The organism is Flavobacteriaceae bacterium, assembly GCA_003443635.1.
Lineage (GTDB): Bacteria > Bacteroidota > Bacteroidia > Flavobacteriales > Flavobacteriaceae > AU392.
Genome location: CP031964.1, coordinates 2,344,142 through 2,366,929, shown reverse-complemented (window position 1 = coordinate 2,366,929; position 22,788 = coordinate 2,344,142). Strand labels below are relative to the sequence as shown.

The window sequence follows — 22,788 nt, the reverse complement described above, 5'->3', positions numbered from 1 at the left end:
TTTAATTTTTTAAAACCCTTTTTAATAATATATTTAAGTTTATGTAATATTTAAATTGCATAAACTAGTGCCGAAAGATTTAGCTTTTAAAATCTGGTGGAGAAATTATAATGTCAGTATGAAGATAAGTGGTTTTCTTTTCTTTATAAATATCTAAACTGTTAGTATGTTTACTTTGGTATAATGTGATTGAAAAAGCATTCAGAATTTTAAATTCTTCATTTTTTGATTCTCTTTCCTCTTGCTTTTCCTGTTTATCATTGTGTTGTTCAATATCTAATTCAATAAGCTCTAAATAAGATTTACTAATAATGTTTACTGTTTTTATTGTAGGGTTAATAATTAATGCGAAAAATATTAATCCACACATTAAAAATTTAATAGTAATATAAATATGTTTTTTAAAAACTTTCATTTTTGAACGATTTTAAAAACTAAATAATTAATCTTCTAAACTAATATAAATGATACTATTCATTTTTAGTTTTTTACCTTGGAATTTTGCTTGTTCAAAGAAATTTTTAGCAATTTCTCTTTCATTCATTAGCTCATCAATTCTACTTGAGTCATAAATACATTTATTACTGTTATCACCTTCTGTAACAGATAAGCGATGAAGTTTGTGAAAATTAATTTTTATATCAAGTACAGATTTTATAATATCTGTGGCTTCTGAAGTGGTGAAAGTACCATCAATTAAATTAATTTGCTGTTTTACTTTTGAATAATCTAGTTCTGTAGCTTTCATGAATTTTATTTATGATGCAAAAATATAATGTTTTATTTATTTATTTTTATTTATATTTATTATGTTAAACATAAACAAAAGTTATGACTTATACATTGCATCAATTAGAGATTTTTTATAAAATAGCTCAGTTAAAGAGTGTTACAAAAGCTTCAGAAGAATTGTTTTTAACACAACCAGCAGTTTCTATTCAACTCAAAAAATTTCAAGATCAATTTCAAATTCCATTGTTTGAAATTATAGGAAGACGTTTATATATTACAGAGTTTGGTGAAGAAATAGCTTTAGCTGCTGAAAAAATATTGGAAGAGGTTAATGCTATTAATTATAAAAGTTTGTCATTTCAAGGAGAATTAGCTGGAAAATTAAAAATAGCCATAGTCTCTACTGCAAAATATGCAATGCCTTATTTCTTAACTGATTTTATTAAAAAGCATAAGGGGGTAGATGTTACTGTAGATGTTACTAATAAGGCAGAAGTAATAAAGTCTTTAGAAAATAATGATATAGATCTAGCTATGGTATCTACTATCCCTAAGAATTTAAATATTGAACGTATACAGCTTATGGAGAATAAATTATTTTTTGTAGGAGGAAGAGAGTTTAAAAAAGAAAAAAACTATTTATCTAACAAAGACATTGAAAGATTGCCACTTATATATAGAGAGCAAGGGTCGGCTACACGTAATCAAATGGAACGTTATATTACATCTCATAAGATTTCTACTTATAAAAAAATGGAACTTAAATCTAATGAAGCTTTAAAACAGGCTATCATAGCAGAACTTGGATTTTCTATTATGCCTCTTATTGGGATTAAGAATGAACTTGAAAACGGAGATCTTCAAGTTATTCCTGTACAAGATTTGCCTATAATAACAGATTGGAATTTAATATGGCTAAGTTCAAAAAAACTATCCCTAGTCGCTAAAGCTTTTATAGAACATATTAATATCAATAAAGAAAATATAATGAACACTCATTTTGATTGGTTTAAAAAATATTGATGGATGTTATTCTTTAATTAATGTCTTATAATATTGTTTTGGAGTGCAATTCATATACTTTTTAAAAGCTCTATTAAAAGTACTTTTACTATTGAATCCAGATTCATAAGCTATCCCTTCAAATGTCATATTTATTATTTCCCCTTCTTTAATTTTGTTCTTTGCGTATTCAATTCTAAAACGATTAATAAAATTGAAAAATGTTTGATTATAATGTTCATTAATTAGCTGAGACAGAGTATGTGCTTGAATATTCATTTTTACTGCAAGTTGATTTAAACTCAACTCAGGAATTAAATATATTTCTTCAGTTTTAATCAAAACCTCTAAATTAGATTTGAGTTTTTTTAATTCAGTATCTGATAATTGCGAATTTTTATACTTATAATTTTCTTTATAAATTCCTGAAATAATTTCTGGTTGCTTCCAAGATTTATAGATTATATTTAAAATAATTATGCAAAGCATAGTTAGGAATAAAAAATCGACTGAATTATTTATTTCATAATAACCTCCTGTTATAATTAAAAAGTGCATCAATAGAATTAAAAATCCAAATATTACTGCTACGATCATAAGATGTTCCATCCATTTAAAACGTATTACTGATATTGAAGTTTGTTGTTTCCTGACCAGCTTTTTTTCAGTGTTTTTTAATTGCTTTTTAGCATAGAAAATATATGTTGTTATATGGATTACCTGGGTGATTATTAGAAATATGGATAATATTTTTAGAAATTCTATATTATCTGTTTTTAATATTTGTTCTTTAAAAATAAAAGTAAATAACATCAAAAGCATTGCCAGAGCCCAAAGAGTGTAATGAATCCATATTTTTTTTAATACTATTTTTGATTCTGTTAAGCTTTTGATATAGAGATATATGGAAGGACCTATTAGATAAACAAACGCGTGTGATAGAAAATAAGTTAATTGAAAAAAAATGGAGGTATTTATATCTGCTATCCTTCTTAAGACAAATATAGAAAGGACAAATATAAGAATTGCTAAAAATTTATTTGCAAGCCTATTTCCTCTTTCATGAATTAAAAGAAACAATGCCCAGATAACTCCTAACAAAGATATAAATGCTAATACTAGTTGACTATTAAGTTCAATCTTTAATAAATGAAAGCTCATAATTTATGTATCACTTTATAAAGTACTACTAATGCTATTTAGTTAATAATTAGTTTTATTAAATAATTAAAATTAAGTGTTAACATGAGTAAAGTTAAAAAAATATTTAAATGGACGCTTACATCAATTTTGGGATTGTTCTTTATCAATGCTGGCCTAGCAAAATTCTGGGGAAAAGGAGCCGAAGTCTGGATGAATGAATTTGATAAATGGGGATACCCAGATAACCTTTATCTAATAATAGGAGGGTTAGAAGCAATAGGAGGCCTTATTATGTTTTTTCCAAAATATGCAAATAAAGCCATCTTTGTACTTGTAGGCATTATGTTGGGTGCTTGTGTAACACATTTAATAAATTCAGAACCTTCGAAAGCTATTGTTACATTAATCATTTTTAGTTTGCTTACTATTCTATTGTTTCTAAATAAAAATATTATTAAGCCACATACTCAAGATAATCCTCAAACATAAAAATAAACTGAATTTTAAATACTGATGACTATAGATATTCGTAAAGATTGAATCACTTTATAAAATGATACGATATAACAGTTCTAGATTTGTTTATTGTACTATAAAACAAAAAATATGATAATATTAAAATTTAAGAATTCTATTCAAAAACCTCTAGTTTGTTTAATTTATTTTATAATAACTAGTGTATTACAAGCGCAAAAGATAGAGCACTATGTTACAGAGCCTAACCATTCGACTATTGGATTTACTATACCCATAGCTGGTGGGCTTACGAGTGTTTCGGGAAAGTTTACAAAATTTTTAATAACCCTAGATTATGTTGAATCTGATTTTACTAAATCTATTTTTAAAGCAAGAATTGATGTAAACAGTATTAATACAGGCATAGAAAGAAGAGATAGTCATTTGAAAAGTGAAGAATTTTTTAATATAGGAAAATTCCCAGAAATACTTTTTGAAAGCAAAAAAATCATAAAAACAAACGAAGGTTATCTAGTAAATGGAGATTTTATGATGCATGGAATATTGAAACCTATTTCTTTTTTACTAAAGCATAATGGAACTATAGATCGTTATTTAGCATTTGAAGTTCAATCTAGCATATTAAGAAGTGATTATGAAATAGGTACGAATTATATTCACCCAGGGTTTTCAAATTTTTTGTCAGACCGTATAGATTTTACATTTAAATTTTGGGTTATAGGTCCTATACCAGAAGAAATGTTGGGAAAAGTAAAGCGGCAATTATACGAAAAAGTAAAACAATAACTAAAGTGCAAGAAAAGTGTAGGGTATAAGCAATTTGCTAACGGTGTTACATATCATTTTTATTTTAGAGAATTCAACTTAAAAATTATTTTATATGATATGAAGAATCTATTATTACGAACTACAAGATAACATAGAACAACCTACTTTATGGCGAGCCCATTCTGGACGTTTAGCAAACCATTTTTGATGTTGTTCTTGTTCAGCATAAGGATTTTTAAGTAGTGTATGTATTTCATTTAATAATGAATAGTTGCCTTTATCTGCATCATCTATAATTAATTGTGCGATATAGTTCCGTAAAACATACTTAGGGTTTACAGTATTCATTTTAGATTTTCGCTCTGTATCTGTAAGATTTTCTTTAGTCAACCGATTGACATAAGTTTTAAACCACAACTTCCAGGTTTTTAAAATGTCTCCTTGTATTTCATCAGGAACATAAAATGCATCTTTTATTAGTTCTAAAAAACGATCATCTTCTAAAACTTGTGTTTCTTTTGAAATATTAGCAAGGTTTCTAAAAAAAATGGTCATATCTGTTTCAGATAGCTGTAAATTATTTTCTAAATCCTTAATTAATTGAGTGTCTGATTCAACCTCTTTTTCTAATCCTAATTTTTGACACATCATTTTCAAGTATTTTATTTGATAATTCGAGTTAAATGTGTGAAGTATTTCCTCTAATGGTTTTGGGTCGCCTATTAAAGGGAAGAGTGCATTTGCTAATTGTAGTAGGTTCCAAAGTGCAATTTGCGATTGATTACCATATCGATAACGTTTAAATTGATGATCAGTCGTATTAGGTGTCCAATCGTGATCGTATCCTTCTAACCAACCATAAGGACCATAATCTATAGTTAAACCAAGAATAGACATATTATCAGTGTTCATTACCCCGTGAACAAACCCTACGCGTTGCCAATGGATTACCATTTCTAAAGTGCGATTTACAACTTCATTAAAAAATGCTAAATAACCGTCCTTAGTACCAGATTTTATCTCTGGATAAAATTGGTTAATAGTATAATTGGTAAGTGTTTTTAATGTTTCTGTGTCTTGCCTGCTTGCAAAAATTTCGAAATTCCCAAACCTGATAAAACTAGGGGAGACTCTACAGACAATAGCTCCTTTTTCGTAAGCTGCGTTTCCATTATACATAACATCACGAAGCACTTTATCTCCTGATAAAGCTAAGGACAATGATCGTGTAGTAGGTACCCCTAAATGATGCATTGCTTCACTACATAAATGCTCTCGAATAGACGAACGCAATACTGCCAAACCATCTGCTGTACGAGAGTATGGTGTGGCTCCAGCACCTTTAAGTTGTAGCGCCCATTGCTGGTTATTATAGTTGATTTCTGTTAAATTGATAGCCCTACCATCTCCTAATTGCCCTGCCCAATTACCAAATTGATGACCACCATAGCACATTGCATAGGGATTGGTATTGTTTAATAATTCTGCTCCGGTAACAATATTTAAAAATTCTTTTGATTGTACATCTTTTTCAGGCAATCCCATTAAATCTGCCACTTCTGTGACTGTATGGATTAATTTAGGGTTTGAAGGTATTTTAGGGGAAACAAACGAGAAACAAGATTCCAATACTTGACGCCTGCTATTTTCTTTATTAGAATCTGCAGGTAATTGTGTATTAAAAGTATCTTTTATCTTTAATTTCATACCGTTTATAAATGTACTAATAGTTAAGTGTTAACATTCTCCTGTTGTGGAATCACAACTTTCTCCATTTTCTGTTTTAATAGGAGCAACAGATTCAAAAACTTGTAAAAACACATTACTTGGTTGTGCGCCACTAATACCATATTTGTCATTAATAATAAAGAAAGGTACACTAGAAACTCCCCTTTGTTGGTAGTGTTTTATCTCTTGGGTAACGGCATATGCAATAGTGTCGTCGTTAATAATGCGTTCAACTTTTTGTCGATCCCAGCTATATTCTGCCATAATTTTAGAAAGTACATCTATACTATTTAAATGTAGATTTTCATCAAAATAAGCTTTAAAGAAACGCTCTTTCAAAACCTCTTTAAAGCCTTCTTCTCCTGCAACATGCAATAATTGATGTAAAGGCAATGTGTTTACAGCTAGCCATTTATCACTAAAGTTAAAAGCAATGCCCAGTTCTTCCCCAGCATCAGATATAGCATCGGCCATAGGTTTTGTACGCTCAATATCTCCAAATTTATTTTCTAAATAAGTAATTCTATTAATACCTTCTTGAGGAATAGTCGGGTCTAATTGGTAGGGGTGCCACTCTATTTCAATAGAAGCACCTTTCCATTGTTGTAAAGCACTTTCTAATCGCTTCATTCCCACATAACACCAAGGACAAGCTACATCAGATACAATATCTACTTTTATTTTTTCTTCAGTCATAATTTTAATTTTTCAAGATTTTGTTTTTGCCTGTTATGATGCCTCATATGAATTTCAACTAAAGAAAACCATTCTCGAGCATTGATGGTTCCAAAAAACGGATGATAATTCTTTACAGACAAATCGGCTGTTTTTAATAAGTCGCTAATAGTAACAATATCTTTAATAAAACCTTTAAATTCTGTAATAAGCTCTTCTCGTTCTTTAATTTCAGGTGTAAAATTATCTTGAATATCTTTAGGAAAAGAACTAATTGTAATTTTACGATAGGGAACAATATTTAAATTAAAAACTAAAACTCCTTTAATGTTTTTAGGTTTCCCTTCTACAGGACGTTTATGAAGACATTTATAAAGGTTAGGCATTTGGTATGACCAAGCCACTTTTATAATATGATCATACAACTCAGCTAAACACCATTTATTTTCTGATGGTTTAAAATAGAGTTGTTTATCATCATAAACTAACAAATCATCAAGCCATTTATTGGCTATATCTTCAAATGCTTTTACAATATTTCTTTTAGGCATTTGATATTTTTTTTAAAATATCTTTCATTATTATTTTAGCATGAATTCTTGAATTTTCTATAAACCACTTATGTGTTTCTGTACCTCCACAAATTACACCAGCGAGATATAAGTTTTGTACATTGGTTTCCATGGTTTCTGGATTGTATTGCGGAAATAATTTTTCATCATCAGAGAGCTTTACGCCTAGAGTTCTTAAAAAATTGAAATTGGGATTATAACCCGTAAGTGCTAAAACAAAATCATTATCGATAGAGATTTCACCACTGAGAGTGTTTAAAATAAGTACATCATCTTTTATTTCCTTGACGGTACTATTAAAATATGCTTTTATACTCCCTTCATCAATACGATTTATCATATCTGGTCTGACCCAATATTTTACTCGATTTCCAATTTCTGGGCCTCTAACTATCATAGTAACTTCTGCACCCTTTCTGTAACACTCTAAAGCAGCATCCACAGCAGAATTGCTGGCACCTACTATAGCTAATTTCTGCCCTGCATAAAAATGAGGGTCTTTATAATAATGAGATACTTTGCTTAAGTTTTCACCAGGAGTATTTATAGTTTTTGGAATATCGTAAAACCCGCTAGCAATTACAATATGTTTAGCTTGATAACTACCTTTCTCTGTTATTATTTTAAAATAACTAGAGTTTGGTTCTATAATATTCACTTTTTCAAATAGCTTGATGTTTAAATTATTTGAAACAACAATACGCCTATAATATTCTAAAGCTTCTGCACGCCTAGGTTTATTTTCTTTACTAATAAATGGAATATTATCTATTTCTAACTTTTCTGAAGTAGAGAAGAATTGCATATTCATAGGGTAATTAAATAAAGAATTGACAATGCATCCTTTTTCAATAATAATATGACTTAAGTCCTTTTTTTTGGCTTCTAATCCGCAAGCAATACCTATAGGGCCACCACCTACAATAAGAATATCGTATAGTTTCATTTAATTTGTTTAGCTATTAAAAAGTTAGGATAGGTTTGTTTTAAAAGACTATGATAACAATGCAAAAATATAAAAGTATTAATAGAACGATAGTATTGCTTTTTAAAAATGCGTGTAAATTATTTAACAGTTATAATCCTAAATAGAGTAATAACATATTAAGAAGTTATTTTTATTTTATTCTCAATTAATTCTATAGATGATTTGTAATCATCCATTAATAAAAATTGAGCCCCAAAAAACTCTTCTCGTATTCGCCACATAAAACCAATATATTCATCGTAATTAATATCCTTATTTGTATCCATATCAAAAAACCTATTAATAAAAGTATTTCCAATAGTATTAATTTCTTGTTGTTTATTATAAGTGTATGAAAGGTTTTGTAATAATTCGACATCAATATTAGTAAGGATACCACTATATTTTGCTGTTTCAAACATAGCACCGTTTAATGATATTGGATTAAGACCAGTCCAACCAGAAAGCTTGTTATTGTCTTCTGGAATATTATGTAAAAGAACTTTCTTTAGATCTTCGGTCATGTGTTCTGTAATACTATCTAATCCTTTATAAAAAAGTAACCTTCTTTTATGAGCTTTTTGAAGTAAATTTAAATTAGTGTTTAATTCATTTTTTATACTTGCTAGTATGGCATGTTGTTGCTTTTCTTCTTTATGCTCTTCATTTAAATTATTAATATTTAAAGCAACTAAAATACCTATGATAACAAGTATGATCTCTCCTAAGGCGTAAATGAGATATTTTTTTAAACCACCACTTTTAACACTGTTTTCTCGTATACTTTGAAATATTTTAGGCATAACTCTTTATTATTTAATCACTCTTCTATTGCTAATATAAAAAAACTAATGTTTTTAAAAAGATTGAACCCTTAATGCTTGATTTATATGTAATTATTAACGTTTGAGATACGACTAAATACTAGGCATTTAATATCTTTGTATAACAAATACTTCACACCATGGTTAAAGCAAAAAAAGTTACTTCAGAAGCAATTATAACCTATTATATAGATTATGTTTTAGAAAATGGAGAAAACCCGTCTTCAGTTTATAAATTCTCTAAAGATCATAATTTTGAAGAATCAGAATTTTATCAATTTTTTAGTTCGTTTATAGCTATAGAAAAAGAAATATTTTCTCAGTTTTTAGTAAATACATTATCACTTTTAGAGAAAAATGAAGAGTATACAAGTTTTGATGCCAGGCATAAGTTATTAAGTTTCTATTTCACCTTTTTTGAAATGCTAACAGCTAATCGATCTTATGTAGTATACGTATTAAATAAACATAAAAACACACTAAAATCTCTAGCAGCATTAGAAGGTTTAAGAACTCATTTTAAAACGTATATCGACTCTCTAGATATTGATAAAATAGAACTCAAACAAGAAAAGATTCAAAAAATACAAGAAAAAAGCATCCAAGAAGGCGCTTGGATACAATTATTAATTACCTTAAAGTTCTGGTTAGATGATACTTCTCCTTCATTTGAGAAAACAGACATTTTTATAGAAAAATCTATTAATACAACGTTTGATGTAATTAATACACAACCTTTAAAAAGCATTTTAGATCTAGGGAAGTTTATAATTAAAGAAAAAGTACCATTTAAAGTATAAGTAACCCCAACAAATACTATGAAAACAATAGACAGAATACCTACTGGTAAGATCCAGAGAGCAGGAAAGCTTATACAGACTGGAGCTAAAGTTGGCGTAAATTATATAAAGTACTATGGTGATAAGTTAGTAAATGATGAAACAGAAGCTAAAGAGCGACTTAATAAATCTAACGCATCAGATATTTATGATGGACTAAAAAAATTAAAAGGAAGCGCTTTAAAAGTAGCTCAGATGTTAAGTATGGAGAAAAACATACTTCCTCAAGCTTATGTTGAACAATTTTCCTTATCTCAATTTTCAGTACCACCATTATCACCTCCATTAGTTATCAAAACCTTTAAAACTTATTTTGGAAAACACCCTAATGAGATTTTTGATAAGTTTTCATCCACTTCACAAAATGCAGCTAGTATTGGTCAGGTGCATCGAGCATCTAAGGATGGGAACAATTATGCTGTAAAAATACAGTACCCTGGAGTAGCAGAAAGTATTTCATCAGATTTAGCATTAGTAAAACCAATTGCTATTAAAATGTTTAATATTAGAGGTAAAGATTCTGATAAGTATTTTAAAGAGGTAGAAGATAAACTTATAGAAGAAACAAATTATAACCTAGAATTTTCTCAAAGTGAAGAAGTTGCTCAAGCTTGTAAACATATATCTAATCTAAAATTTCCAAATTATTATAAATCGTATTCATCTGAACGTATTTTAACTATGGATTGGATGGAAGGTATTCACCTTTCAGAATTCACAGCTACAAATACAGATGAGGCAGCTGCAACAAAAATTGGACAAGCGCTTTGGGATTTTTATATGTATCAGATTCATATTTTAAGGAAAGTACATGCAGATCCACACCCTGGAAACTTTTTAGTATCTAAAGACAATGAACTTATTGTTATTGATTTTGGATGTATGAAAGCCGTACCAAATGATTTTTATGTGCCATATTTTGAACTTGCTGAAAAACAAAATATTAATAACCCTGCTGTTTTTGAACAAAAGCTTTATGAATTAGAAATATTAAGAGAAGACGATACAGAAGAGGAAAAAGTATTTTTTAAAGAATTGTTTCATGAAATGCTATCACTTTTTACACAACCGTATCACCAGGAAGAATTTGACTTTTCAAACTCTGAATTCTTTGATAAAATTGCAGAATTAGGGCAGAAATATTCTAAAAGCACAGAGTTAAGAAATATGAATGGCAATAGAGGATCAACACATTTTATATATATTAACAGATCGTTTTTTGGATTATATAACTTAATGAATGATTTAAAATCAAAAAATATCCAGATTAATAGCTTCAAGGATTTTGCTTGATCAATAACTTGAGATATAATTCATTTTTGATGAAGAAGTATATACAATTTATAATTATAAGTTTTGCTGTTATTACATTGTGTTTTTCGTATCAAAACTCAAAAAAAGCAAGTATATCTATAAAAGAAACCATAACGTATTCTTGGAAACAAACAGATTCTTCGATAACACTCTGTCATCAAAATAAAATTGTTTGGCAATATAACTTCAAAACTCAAAAAGGTAAACCATTTTTTCACCCTCTTAATATTGATAATATTACAATTACTGAATTGAGTCCAAGCGATCATCCTTGGCACTTAGGACTTTGGTATTCATGGAAATATATTAATGAGATCAATTATTGGGAGTATGATCAAACTGAAAATGTTGCTCCTTGGAACTATATTGGTCAAACCGAAATAAGAGATATAAAAATTACTCCTGAAAAAGATTTTTCTTGTATTGTAGAACTAGATATTGCGTATCATAAATTAGATGATCCTGATGTTTTAAAAGAAAAGCGAATTATTCAAATATCTTCACCAGATGAGAATGGTTTATTTACCATAGATTATGAATTTAAATTTACTGCGATAGCTGAAACTGTAAAATTAGACAGAACACCATTGCCTGATGAACAAAACGGAAGTGATTTAGGAGGTTATGCAGGTTTATCTATTAGGTTTAATAAAAATTTAACCTCTCCAAATTATATTAACTCTGATGACTCAAATAATATGCAACATGGTAAACGTGGGTTGTGGTCTTATTATGGATTGAAAAATCAAAATAACGAAAATATAGGAGTAGCGATTTTTGACCATTCACAAAGCTTTAACCACCCGACACCGTGGTATAGAGCAGCTATAAAAAATATCCCTTTAAGTTATATGGGTACAGCTCCTATTTTTAATAAGCCTCATATAATGAAACTAGGAGAAACAATATCTTTTAATTATAGATTGAAACTTTATAAAGATAAACCACCCTATAAATTATTACAACAAGACTGGAACGATTACGTAAATTAAACTTGAAAGCTATTTCCTGATAAAATGTGCTCTAGCAATAACCTCATTTTCAATCTCATAAATTGCTACTAATTCTAATAGCTCAACACCTTTTCGCCCAGTGATTTCTTCATAATCTATAACTTTATTCCCAAAAACAATTCGTTTTAAAAGTTTAGAGTATAAGTTAGGAGAGCTTTCAAAAATTTCATTATATGTCTTTTTTAAATGTTCTCTACCTTTAAGATAAGGTATGCTTTCAGTAAAACTGAACAATTCTACATTTTTGGCATGACAAGCTATAAAATCTTCTATATTTCTATTATTATAAGCATCTAACTGATTTTGAACAACAGCTTCAGGAGTCATTATATATTTTTAATAAGGAATTAATTTTTAAATACGCGTAGTTGAGCTTTATATCCAGTAGTAATTAACCATTGGTTTGAAGCTACTAAAACTTCGTTCTCATCAAAGACTTCAAGTTGTGCGGTATTAGGACTAGATGTTCCTTCATTTAATGCAAGAAACTCAATTGTATTATGACCTTCTTTAAGAATAACATCTATAACATAAAAAGAACTTTGTAATGTAATATTAGGGATTATAACTTCTCCGTTTAATAATAGTTTTATACGATCTCCATCAACATATTCATGATCGCGACACCTGATACGGAAATGCTTAGATTTAGTATTTATATTACCTAAAAAGAAATCTTTTTTATATTGAGCGATATTTCTAACATCTTCTCCAAATTTTTGTTTAACATTCCATTGTGGTAATGGGAGTCTACTATTATTTGTAAAATCTACACCAGATCGTTTTCTAGAAGTTCCATTTTTAAGGCTAAAATCTATAGGTTTATTGGTTTTCTTTTTTGTTGGAGCAATTATAGCAGATGGTTTTACAGCGATACTTTTTTTAGGAACATCACTAGTATCAATAGCCTCAATTTTAAGAGTTTTGATTTTAGATTTGTCTACTTGAGCAATACCTTTTGTAAAGCTTATAAATAATATGATTAGTAGTAAATATTTCATATAATTGGGTAACTTATATCGTTAAAGATATATAATAGATTTTTAATGCTTCATAAATTAAAAAACCATTAACGTTAATTAGAGTTAATTTATAGTTCTATTAACAATAATTATTCCATTAGTGGTAGTTTTTTAAAAAATCTTACCTTTTTCAGATTAAAATATAAAGATCAGTTAAGTTTACTCTATATTTATAAGCTAAACTAACTCGATTTTATTTAATAATTTGAACGCTTTATTCCAAAATTTAAACCTTGAATTAGAAGGCGAATTACATTACGATGTATTAACCAAAACGCTTTATGCTACTGATGCTTCGGTTTATAGAGAGCAGCCTCTAGCAGTAGCTTTGCCTAAAAATACTAATGATATTAAAAAGTTAGTAAAGTTTGCCAACGAAAATAAATTATCGTTAATACCAAGAGCAGCTGGAACCTCATTAGCAGGCCAATGTGTAGGTAACGGTATTGTGGTAGACATTTCTAAATATATGAATGCAATTTTAGAAATAAATACGACTGAAAATTGGGTAAGAGTTCAGCCGGGTATTGTTAGAGATCAATTAAACGAATTTCTGAAATCTTATGGGCTTTTTTTTGGACCTAATACGTCTACTGCCAATCGTGCAACAATAGGCGGGATGGCAGGAAATAATTCTTCAGGTTCGACATCTATTGTTTATGGAGATACCAGAACAAATACTTTAGAACTTAAAACAATTTTAAGTGATACGAGTGAAGTTGTGTTTAAATCACTTGATAGAGCAGAATTTGAAGAAAAACTAAAAAATGATACCCTAGAATCTCAACTATATAAACAGATATATAAAGAGTTTTCAAATCTAGAAATTCGTGAATCTATTAAAAGTGAATTCCCTAAGACTACGGTAGTACGAAGAAATACAGGTTATGCTGTAGATGCTTTATTAGAAACAGAGTTATTTTCAGAAACAAATGAGTCATTTAATTTTTCAAAATTACTATGCGGTTCGGAAGGGACTTTAGCATTTACTACAGAAATTAAATTAAAGATAGTGCCGCTTCCTAAACCTCAAGTTGTTGTAATTGCTGCGCATTTTAAAAGTATTTCAGAAAGCTTAAAGGCGACACTTATAGCCATGAAACATTTGCCTACAGCTTGTGAATTAATGGATAAAACCATTTTAGATTGTACAAAAGATAATATAGAACAACAACAAAACCGGTTTTTTGTAGAAGGAGACCCTAAAGCAATTTTAATTATTGAATTTAGAAGTGATTCTGACGAGGTTTCAAATTCATTAGCTAATACTTTGATAAAAGATTTAGAACATAACAACTTGGGTTATGCATTTCCGATAATTAAAGGAGCTAAAACAGATAATGTTTGGAATTTACGTAAAGCAGGTTTAGGCTTATTAGCTAATATTCCTGGAGATAAAAAAGCAGTTGCTTGCATTGAAGATACCGCAGTAGCAATTGAAGATTTACCAGAATATATTGAAGCATTCTCTAATATGATGAAATCTTTTAATCAAGAAGCGGTGTATTATGCGCATGCTGGAGCAGGTGAATTACATTTACGTCCTATTCTAAATTTAAAATCATCTGAAGATGTTAAGTTATTCAGAAACATTAGCGAAGCTTCCGCAAAATTGGTAAAACAATATAAAGGCTCTTTAAGTGGTGAACATGGTGATGGTAGAGTAAGAGCAGAATTTATCCCTTTGGCATTAGGAGAGAAAAATTATGAACTCCTAAAACGTATTAAATACACATGGGATAAGAATAATGTTTTTAATCCAGGAAAAATTGTTGAAGCATTACCAATGGATACGCATTTGCGTTATGAACCTGATGTTGAAATTCCAGAGATTAAAACTGTTTTTAATTACTCTGAAACAGGAGGAATATTACGAACTGTTGAAAAATGTAATGGATCAGGAGATTGTAGAAAACTCAATTTTGCAGGAGGAACCATGTGTCCTAGCTATAGAGCAACATTAAATGAAAAAGATACGACTAGAGGCCGAGCTAATGCATTACGAGAATTTTTAACACAGAATACAAAAGTTAATCCATTTGATCACCCTGAAATTAAAACTGCAATGGATTTGTGTATTTCTTGTAAAGGATGTAAATCTGAATGCCCATCAAACGTAGATATGGCTACTTTAAAAGCAGAATTCTTACATCAATATTATAAAAGTAATAAGGTACCTTTACGAGATAAAATCATTGCAAATAATAATAAATTAAACGCTTTAGGGATAAAACTTCCTTTAGTTTATAATTTCATTTCAAAGCAAAAATGGTTTAAAAGTAGTTTAGGAATAGTAAGCAAACGTTCTCTTCCCGAATTGCAAAGTCAAAGTTTAAGAGGATGGTATAAAAAATATAAAAACGAATTGCAATCAATTCAAAATGTTAAACGAGTTGTATATCTATTTTGCGATGAATACACTAATTATTATGATGTTAGTATTGGTAAAAAAACTATTAAATTATTAAATAAATTAGGGTATGAAGTGAGACTGATCGATCACAAAGAGAGTGGTAGAGCTTACATCTCCAAAGGATTTTTAAAACATGCTCAGAATATTGCAAAAGATAATGTATCTCTATTTAGTGAATTAATTTCAGATGAGATTCCTTTACTTGGAATTGAACCTTCTGCCATTTTAAGTTTTAGAGATGAATATCTAAATTTAGTTTCAGAAATAGATAAACCTAAAGCGTTAAATTTAAGTAAGAATGTATTTTTAATAGACGAATTTATTGCTAATGAAATTGATAAAGAAAATATTGTTGAATCACAATTTAATCAAGATACAAAAGAAATAGTACTTCATGGACATTGCCACCAAAAAGCATTATCATCAACTAATTATACTGTAAAACTACTAAACTTACCTCATAATTATTCTGTAAAAACAATTAATTCTGGTTGTTGTGGAATGGCTGGTTCTTTTGGTTATGAAAAAGAACACTATAAACTAAGTCAAAAAATAGGAGAAATGGTAGTATTTCCTGAAGTGAGTTCTACTAACCCATCAACACTAATTGCTGCATCAGGAACAAGTTGTCGTCATCAAATAAAAGATGGCACTAAAAGAGAAGCAATGCATCCTATTGAAATACTATTTGATGCTTTATTATAATCTTGTTTGATTTTGAGTATTAAAATACTAATTTCGTTTATAGGTTTTTAAATTAAAAGTAAACCGTTTGTGCAATTAAATCGATCTATTTCTTATACTTCTTCTTGGAAATATACATTTTTTATAGGACTCATTTTGGCTTTAGGATTAGCTTTCGTCTTAGTCTTTTTACAACCATTTGATACCTATTCTAACAAAATGCCTTATAAAGAATTAAAACTATCGGGCTATAGTATTTGTGTGCTCATTCCTGTTTTAATCTTACATGTTTTTGAAGAGTTTTGGTTTAAAAAGAACAAAAGAAAATGGTTTTTAATAAATGAGATTGTAAGCTTGAGCTTAGGATTTGTTTTTATTTGTATAGTTTGTTATGTATATAACTATACAGTTGTTAATGATGTAATATTTAATTTTGATGATTTCTATGATTGGTTAATAAGCTTTGCTTTACCTTTTGTACCCATATTTATTCCAATATGGGTATATCTTCGATATAGATTGTGTAAAGTAACGATTCCAAGTAAAATAAAACCCTCTTCGAAACTGATAGTAATTAAGGGAACTAATAGTAACGAAGTGATAGAATTTCAAAGCAGTAGCTTTGTAATGGCAAAATCGCAAGCCAATTATGTTGACGTTTATATCCTTAATAAAAATGGTGAATTAGAAAAGCACATACTAAGAAATACATTATCTGCTTTAATATCACAAATCCCTAGAGCATCACAAGTTCATCGTTCGTTTTTAATTAATACAGATTATGTTAGAAACCTGCAAGGCAATACACGTAAAGGAGCAGTAATATTAAATTATGTATCAGGAGTTATTCCTGTGTCTCCAAAACATTTTACTGCATTAAAAATTCACCTTCAAAATAATCCCAAAACTTCAAAATAATCCCAATTATTTCAATTTAATCACAAAACCTTCAATCTAATCACACTCGTTTTTAGATTATATTTTCACGGCTTTCATTTGCAGTAAATAAAAGATATCATGAAAACACTTATTACAATTTTTATTGCAACATTTATTTTGTTTAATCCAATAAAAGAAGACCCTAAAGAAAAGCGTATCAAATTTTTAAATAAAGTATTTGAACAGCTCGAAACTCGTATTGCTAACCCAGCTTGGTTAGAAACAAAAAGTTACAAAGCATTTAAGAAAAAATTATATAAAGAAAAGAATTTGTTATTAAATGAAAATGATTTTTTATCATTACTTAATAAAGAACGAGAGAAGTTACCATTTACACATTTCTATCTTAAAAGAAAGAAGACAAGAACAACTAGTACAATAAATAAGAAAGAAGGGCCAGCTATTACATGGAGAGCCATTGATAAGCAAACAGCTTACTTAAACGCCAGAACGTTTTCTGGAAATGGTTTAGCCATGATAAAGGCGTTACAAGGAATAGGTTACAGTAATTACAATAATTTAATTATTGATCTTCGTGGAAATACAGGAGGATCTTTAGATGCGCCAGTAATCCTTGGACAATTTTTAACTAATAAAGCTATAGATGCAGGATATTATATGACACGTAAATGGTTTCTTGAAAATAAACGAGATGCAACCCTAAAAGATGTACCGTCATTTCCTTTTTTAAAAGAGTTTACTTCTGAAGCTATACAAAAAATGTATGCAAATGAAGCAGCATTCAGAATGGTTATTCCTGAGCATGATCGCCCAATATATAAAGGCAATGTATATGTATTAGTAAGTAAACACACAGCTAGTGCTTGTGAACCTTTGATAGACTTGTTTAAAAAAGAAAAGATAGCGACTCTAGTTGGAGTACAATCTGCAGGTGCGATGTTAAGTGGATTTGAATACACAATAAATGAAGAGTTTAATATTTTTTTGCCTATTGCAGATTATCAAACTGCTAATGGAGAGCGCTTAGATAAAATAGGAGTAGCTCCAGATGTTAAGGTTGAATCAGAAAAAGCATTAGATTATGTTTTAGATATATTGATAAATAAAGAATAGTAAATATTATAAAGATTTGAGTTTTCTTTTTTGCATAAGAAACTCAAGTCTTTTTTATTTACATATAATTAATTTTTTAAGAGCATTTTAAATGTAAAATAGTAAATAAGTTTTTATATTTGTAACTGGTTACGTATTTAAAAACTTATATAAAATGAATTTTGATCAAATTGGAGAAATGGCGCTAGGAAGTAGGCTTAGATTTTTAAGTGATGCGTTAACAGAAGATGCTAAACGGGTTTATGATCTTTATGATGTAGAACTAAAACCAAAATGGTTTCCAGTGTTTTATTTTCTATCTAATCAAGATAAAGGAAAATCTATTACTTCCATTGCTAACGAGATAAGGCATTCACATCCTTCGGTTATTAAAATTGTTAGAGAAATGTCTGAAAATGGATTGGTTACAGAACAAAAAGATAGTTCTGATGGACGTATAAACAATATTCTTTTAACTCAAAAAGCAATAGATATTTCTGTAAAAATACAAGAGCAGTATGTTGATGTTGAAAACGCTATAAAAGCGACATTGAAACAGACAAAACATAATATTTGGCTAGCAATTCAAGAGTTTGAATATTTATTGAATGAAAAATCACTTTTAACTAGAGTTATAGAACAAAAGAAAATCAGAGAATCATCTACTATTACTATTTTAGATTATTCATCAAAATATCATAAAGATTTTAAAGAATTAAATGAAGAATGGATTACCAAATACTTTAGAATAGAGAATGCTGATAGAAAAGCATTAGATCATCCTAAAGAATATATTTTAGATAAGGGCGGAAAAATTTTAGTAGCGGTTCAGGGTAAAACTGTTTTAGGTGTTTGTGCTTTATTAAAAATGGAAAATCATAACTACGATTATGAACTTGCTAAAATGGCTGTTTCTCCAAAAGCACAAGGTAAAGGTATTGGATATCTAATGGGTAAATCTATTATAGAAAAAGCAAAATCATTAGGAGCATCAAGTTTATATCTTGAAAGTAATACAATTTTAAAACCTGCTATATCATTGTATAAAAAACTTGGATTTCAAAAAGTAGCTGGTCATTATACTCCTTATGAAAGATGTAATATTCAAATGGAACTTAGATTAGAATAATCTAAAGAATACAGTTTTAAATATATTGATTCACTTGCTGTTTCGATAAATTAAGATAACTTTCATAGCGTTTATCAATTTGCTTTTGTATTTGAAGTATCTTGTTATTAAAAGTTATATGATCTTCTTTAAATAACTTTTCAAAACGTTTTTCCATTCTTAAATAAGTTTCTATGTTACAAGATGGTGATTCTGAATCCAACTGTAAAGTATTATAACTATTTATAATTCGTCTAGGATCATTACGATATAACAACCACTGTCCAGAAGCAACAGCAGCTTTATGATATTTACTAGGTTGTTTCATATCGATACCATGAGAGTAACTATGGCAATATGCAATAATAATTGATGGCCCATTAAAGTTTTCTGCTTCTGTAAAAGCCTTAAGTGTTTGTTCTTGGTCGGCGCCAATTGCTACGGAAGCTACATACACATTGTCGTAATGCATGGCTAGTTTGCCTAAATCTTTTTTCTGTGTATGTTTTCCTCCAAAAGAGAATTTTGCTTCGGCACCAAAAGGAGTTGCTTTTGATGTTTGCCCTCCAGTATTATCATACACTTCATTATCTAATACTAAAATATTGATATTTTTCCCTGAGGCTAATACGTGATCTAAACCTCCATAACCAATATCATAGGCCCAACCATCGCCACCAACAATCCAAACACTTTTTTCAACCAAACTATCTGCTAAAGTTAATAAAGCGTTTGCTTCAAAAGAATCTATTAATTGAAGTTTTTGTTTTAACAGATCAACTCTATTTCGCTGCTGATTAATTAAAGTTTCAGTGGTTTGCTCTGCTTTGATGATGTCATATACCAAATCGAAATCTAGTTTTGGTAATAGTTTTGCTAATAAAACTTTGGCTTGTTGTTTTTGCTGATCTAATGTTAAACGATATCCTAACCCAAACTCGGCATTATCTTCAAATAAAGAATTGGACCAAGCTGGACCTTGACCATTTCTATTTTTAGACCAAGGTGTTGTAGGTAAAGCACCCCCAAAAATAGAACTCGCACCAGTTGCATTTGCAACTAATAATCGATCACCATATAATTGAGAGAGTAATTTTAAATAGGGCGCTTCCCCACAACCTTCAACACCAATTGAATATTTAAATAAAGGTTCTTGTAACTGTTGCTGACTTACTTTTGTTATATCTATTTGTGTCCTATCTAATTCTGGAATAGTTTTAAAATAATCCCAGTTTTCTTTTTCTGTATCTACTACATCTACTTTATTAGACATCACTAATGCTTTTACTGAACAAGCATCTATACAGTTATTACAACCATTACATTGTTCAGGATTGATTTGAACGGTGTAATTTAAAAGGTGAAACTCTTCAGAAACTATGTATTTAAAATCAGCAGGAGTAGTGCCTAAATAATGATCCTCATATGCTTTTATGCGTAATGCTGCTTGAGGGCAAGCCATAGAACAAGCACCACATTGTGTGCAAGTATCCATGTCCCAAATTGGTAATGCATCATTTTTTTGTATTGGATTAAATTGCGATGTATCACTATTATAAGTGCCATCAACTGGAAACATACTTACTGGGATATCATTTCCTTTATGAGCTAATAATTGTCCTAAAAGTGTTTGAGAAAACTCGTTATCATAAGTTGAGGTAACCATATTGTTTTCAGAAATAGTAGTTATATCCAATTCATTAATAAATTCGTTTAAATGAGAATAATCAACATCATTTTTTAATGCTAAAAAAGAATTATAAAGATTAATGATAGGATAATCATTTTCAGTTAAAATGTCACAATTTACAGTATGTATCTTGATCCGTTTTTTAAGAATTTCATTTTGGTTTTTTACCGATAATGCTTGCCAAAACTCTTGATTAGAAAGAGAAGTATTCACTAAAAGAGTTCCTTTAGATTTTAAAAGATGTAATACATTATCTTTTTCAATAAAATTTAAGTTTTGACAAGCAATAAGATCGGCTTGTTGAATCAAATATGGGGCTTTTATAGGTTGATTATCAATTCGTAAATGATAAATGTTTCTTGAGTTTGATTTTTTATAATCACATTCCGTATATCCTTGGACGAATATGTTTGTTTCTTTACCAATATGATTTAGAGTATTTGTAAAACCCTGATTGGCAGCTTTACATTTTTTTTGATAAAATATAGCTTTATAAGTGTTATTATTAAAATGAATACTTTTGGAAGTGCCTAAACTTAGATGTGTAACATTATCGGTAATGCCAATAGTAAAATTGTTCTTTGGTTGTTTTTGTTTTAAATTGTTAAAAATAGAAATCACCATAGCTGGCGTAAATTCTTTTGAAGATAAACCATAACGTCCTCCTATAATTCGAGGTAAAGTTTTAATTTTTTGATTCTGAAATGCTTCAGAAATAGATTGAACAATATCTAAATATAATGGTTCCCCTGTTGACCCAGGTTCTTTTGTTCGATCTAAAACTGCAATAGATTTACAAGTAGAAGGCAAAGCTTTCAGCAAATGTTTTGCACTAAAAGGCCTAAAGAGTCGCACTTTAATTAATCCATATTTTTCACCCTGTTTGTTTAATTGATTGATGGTTGTTTCAATAGTTGTTGTTGAAGATGCCATTGAAACAATAACGTGTTCTGCTTTGGGATGCCCTACATAATCAAAGAGATTGTAATAACGTCTCGTGAGCTTTCCAAATTTATCCATCTCACTTTGCACTGTTTCTGGACATGCATTGTAATATAAATTTACAGCTTCTCGACTTTGAAAAAATACATCAGGACCTTGAGAAGTTCCTCTAATTACAGGATTCTCTGGGTTTAAAGCTCTACTACGATGTGTTTCAATAGCTTCTGAATGCATCATAGTTTTAATAACCTTGTCAGAAATAGAGATGATTTTGTTTATTTCATGAGAGGTTCTAAATCCATCAAAAAAATGAACAAAAGGAATTCGAGATTTTAATGTTGCAGCTTGTGCAATTAATGCAAAATCTTGTGCTTCTTGTACAGATGCACTTCCAAGAAATGCATACCCAGATTGACGTACTGCCATGATATCACTATGATCACCAAAAACAGATAATGCATGTGTAGCAATACTTCGTGTTGCTACATGAATTACATTAGGAGTTAATTCCCCTGCAATTTTATACATATTTGGAAGCATTAATAATAAACCTTGAGAAGCTGTAAATGTGGTAGACAATGCACCTGTTTGTAATGCTCCATGCATTGTTCCTGCAACACCAGCTTCACTTTGCATTTCAAAAGTACTCGGAATGCTTCCAAAAATATTTGGTTGTTGCTCTGAGCTCCATTGTTCTACCAGTTCGCTCATTTCTGAAGCTGGAGTAATTGGGTAAATAGGACAAACTTCGTTTGTTTTATAAGCAATGTGTGCAACTGCCTGATTAGCATTTGATATGATGTGTGTTGAAGTTTTCATTGGTGGTGTTGAATAAAAAAATAAAAAATGGCTGCCAATATTACTTTGAACAGCCATTTTTAAC

The 22,788-nt window shown here is 29.3% G+C and carries 21 protein-coding genes; 10 read left to right on the top strand and 11 right to left on the bottom strand.

From position 1 onward, the window contains the following. Nucleotides 1-79: 79 nt before the first annotated feature. Complete coding sequence (locus D1817_10785) at nt 80-415, bottom strand: hypothetical protein (protein AXT20350.1); 336 nt, start codon at nt 413-415, stop codon at nt 80-82. A gap of 27 nt (nt 416-442) precedes the next feature. Beyond that, on the bottom strand, nt 443-748 hold the full coding sequence (locus tag D1817_10780) for a hypothetical protein (GenBank protein ID AXT20349.1): 306 nt from the start codon (nt 746-748) through the stop codon (nt 443-445). Between the two features lie 83 nt (nt 749-831). On the opposite strand from D1817_10780, the gene D1817_10775 reads away from it, so the two are divergent. Continuing rightward, the gene (locus tag D1817_10775) at nt 832-1,755 is read left to right on the top strand and encodes a LysR family transcriptional regulator (GenBank protein AXT20348.1); all 924 of its coding nucleotides are present in this window, start codon (nt 832-834) and stop codon (nt 1,753-1,755) included. Between the two features lie 6 nt (nt 1,756-1,761). Here D1817_10775 and D1817_10770 read toward each other — a convergent pair whose 3' ends face one another. Then, nucleotides 1,762-2,895: an AraC family transcriptional regulator gene (locus tag D1817_10770; GenBank protein ID AXT20347.1), complete on the bottom strand. Its 1,134-nt coding sequence runs from the start codon at nt 2,893-2,895 to the stop codon at nt 1,762-1,764. An 84-nt stretch (nt 2,896-2,979) separates the two neighbouring features. Between D1817_10770 and D1817_10765 the strand changes: the two genes are divergently transcribed. Both D1817_10765 and D1817_10760 read left to right on the top strand, forming a co-directional pair. Beyond that, on the top strand, nt 2,980-3,366 hold the full coding sequence (locus D1817_10765; GenBank protein AXT20346.1) for a DoxX family protein: 387 nt from the start codon (nt 2,980-2,982) through the stop codon (nt 3,364-3,366). Between the two features lie 117 nt (nt 3,367-3,483). Further along, nucleotides 3,484-4,140: a polyisoprenoid-binding protein gene (locus D1817_10760; protein ID AXT20345.1), complete on the top strand. Its 657-nt coding sequence runs from the start codon at nt 3,484-3,486 to the stop codon at nt 4,138-4,140. A gap of 114 nt (nt 4,141-4,254) precedes the next feature. Here D1817_10760 and D1817_10755 read toward each other — a convergent pair whose 3' ends face one another. From D1817_10755 to D1817_10735, 5 genes are all read right to left on the bottom strand, one after another. Next, entirely contained in the window at nt 4,255-5,829 is a 1,575-nt protein-coding gene (locus D1817_10755; GenBank protein AXT20344.1) for a YdiU family protein, read from the bottom strand. Between the two features lie 30 nt (nt 5,830-5,859). Next, nucleotides 5,860-6,546, bottom strand: coding sequence for a DsbA family oxidoreductase (locus D1817_10750; protein AXT20343.1), 687 nt, complete (start codon nt 6,544-6,546; stop codon nt 5,860-5,862). Continuing rightward, the gene (locus tag D1817_10745; GenBank protein AXT20342.1) at nt 6,543-7,076 is read right to left on the bottom strand and encodes a hypothetical protein; all 534 of its coding nucleotides are present in this window, start codon (nt 7,074-7,076) and stop codon (nt 6,543-6,545) included. Before D1817_10745 ends, D1817_10750 begins: the two co-directional genes overlap by 4 nt. Then, a complete protein-coding gene (ypdA, locus tag D1817_10740; GenBank protein ID AXT20341.1) occupies nt 7,069-8,043 on the bottom strand; it encodes a YpdA family putative bacillithiol disulfide reductase in 975 nt (324 codons plus the stop codon). Before ypdA ends, D1817_10745 begins: the two co-directional genes overlap by 8 nt. Before the next feature lie 158 nt (nt 8,044-8,201). Then, nucleotides 8,202-8,867 (bottom strand): hypothetical protein, encoded by a 666-nt coding sequence (locus tag D1817_10735; protein AXT20340.1) that lies wholly within the window; start codon nt 8,865-8,867, stop codon nt 8,202-8,204. 161 nt (nt 8,868-9,028) lie between these two features. On the opposite strand from D1817_10735, the gene D1817_10730 reads away from it, so the two are divergent. From D1817_10730 to D1817_10720, 3 genes are read left to right on the top strand one after another with little or no spacing between them, the layout of a single operon-like run. Beyond that, nucleotides 9,029-9,688 carry a TetR/AcrR family transcriptional regulator gene (locus D1817_10730; protein AXT20339.1) on the top strand — a complete coding sequence of 220 codons (660 nt, stop codon included), beginning with the start codon at nt 9,029-9,031 and terminating at the stop codon, nt 9,686-9,688. Between the two features lie 18 nt (nt 9,689-9,706). Further along, a complete protein-coding gene (locus tag D1817_10725; protein AXT20338.1) occupies nt 9,707-11,020 on the top strand; it encodes an AarF/ABC1/UbiB kinase family protein in 1,314 nt (437 codons plus the stop codon). Between the two features lie 29 nt (nt 11,021-11,049). Then, the gene (locus D1817_10720) at nt 11,050-12,033 is read left to right on the top strand and encodes a hypothetical protein (protein ID AXT20337.1); all 984 of its coding nucleotides are present in this window, start codon (nt 11,050-11,052) and stop codon (nt 12,031-12,033) included. 9 nt (nt 12,034-12,042) lie between these two features. On the opposite strand, the gene D1817_10715 is transcribed toward D1817_10720, so the two are convergent. Continuing rightward, complete coding sequence (locus tag D1817_10715) at nt 12,043-12,381, bottom strand: hypothetical protein (protein ID AXT20336.1); 339 nt, start codon at nt 12,379-12,381, stop codon at nt 12,043-12,045. Nucleotides 12,382-12,401: 20 nt separating this feature from the next. Then, complete coding sequence (locus D1817_10710; GenBank protein AXT20335.1) at nt 12,402-13,055, bottom strand: hypothetical protein; 654 nt, start codon at nt 13,053-13,055, stop codon at nt 12,402-12,404. A gap of 211 nt (nt 13,056-13,266) precedes the next feature. On the opposite strand from D1817_10710, the gene D1817_10705 reads away from it, so the two are divergent. The 4 genes from D1817_10705 to D1817_10690 all read left to right on the top strand — a co-directional run bounded on the left by D1817_10705 (nt 13,267) and on the right by D1817_10690 (nt 19,294). After that, nucleotides 13,267-16,194 (top strand): FAD-binding oxidoreductase, encoded by a 2,928-nt coding sequence (locus D1817_10705; GenBank protein ID AXT20334.1) that lies wholly within the window; start codon nt 13,267-13,269, stop codon nt 16,192-16,194. Between the two features lie 69 nt (nt 16,195-16,263). Then, nucleotides 16,264-17,091 (top strand): LytTR family transcriptional regulator, encoded by an 828-nt coding sequence (locus D1817_10700; GenBank protein AXT20333.1) that lies wholly within the window; start codon nt 16,264-16,266, stop codon nt 17,089-17,091. Nucleotides 17,092-17,190: 99 nt separating this feature from the next. Continuing rightward, complete coding sequence (locus tag D1817_10695) at nt 17,191-18,186, top strand: hypothetical protein (GenBank protein AXT20332.1); 996 nt, start codon at nt 17,191-17,193, stop codon at nt 18,184-18,186. A gap of 154 nt (nt 18,187-18,340) precedes the next feature. Next, nucleotides 18,341-19,294 carry a GNAT family N-acetyltransferase gene (locus D1817_10690; GenBank protein AXT20331.1) on the top strand — a complete coding sequence of 318 codons (954 nt, stop codon included), beginning with the start codon at nt 18,341-18,343 and terminating at the stop codon, nt 19,292-19,294. A 16-nt stretch (nt 19,295-19,310) separates the two neighbouring features. Here the strand turns inward: D1817_10690 and D1817_10685 are convergent, their stop codons facing one another. Then, nucleotides 19,311-22,781 carry a 4Fe-4S dicluster domain-containing protein gene (locus tag D1817_10685; protein ID AXT20330.1) on the bottom strand — a complete coding sequence of 1,157 codons (3,471 nt, stop codon included), beginning with the start codon at nt 22,779-22,781 and terminating at the stop codon, nt 19,311-19,313. Nucleotides 22,782-22,788: the final 7 nt, after the last annotated feature.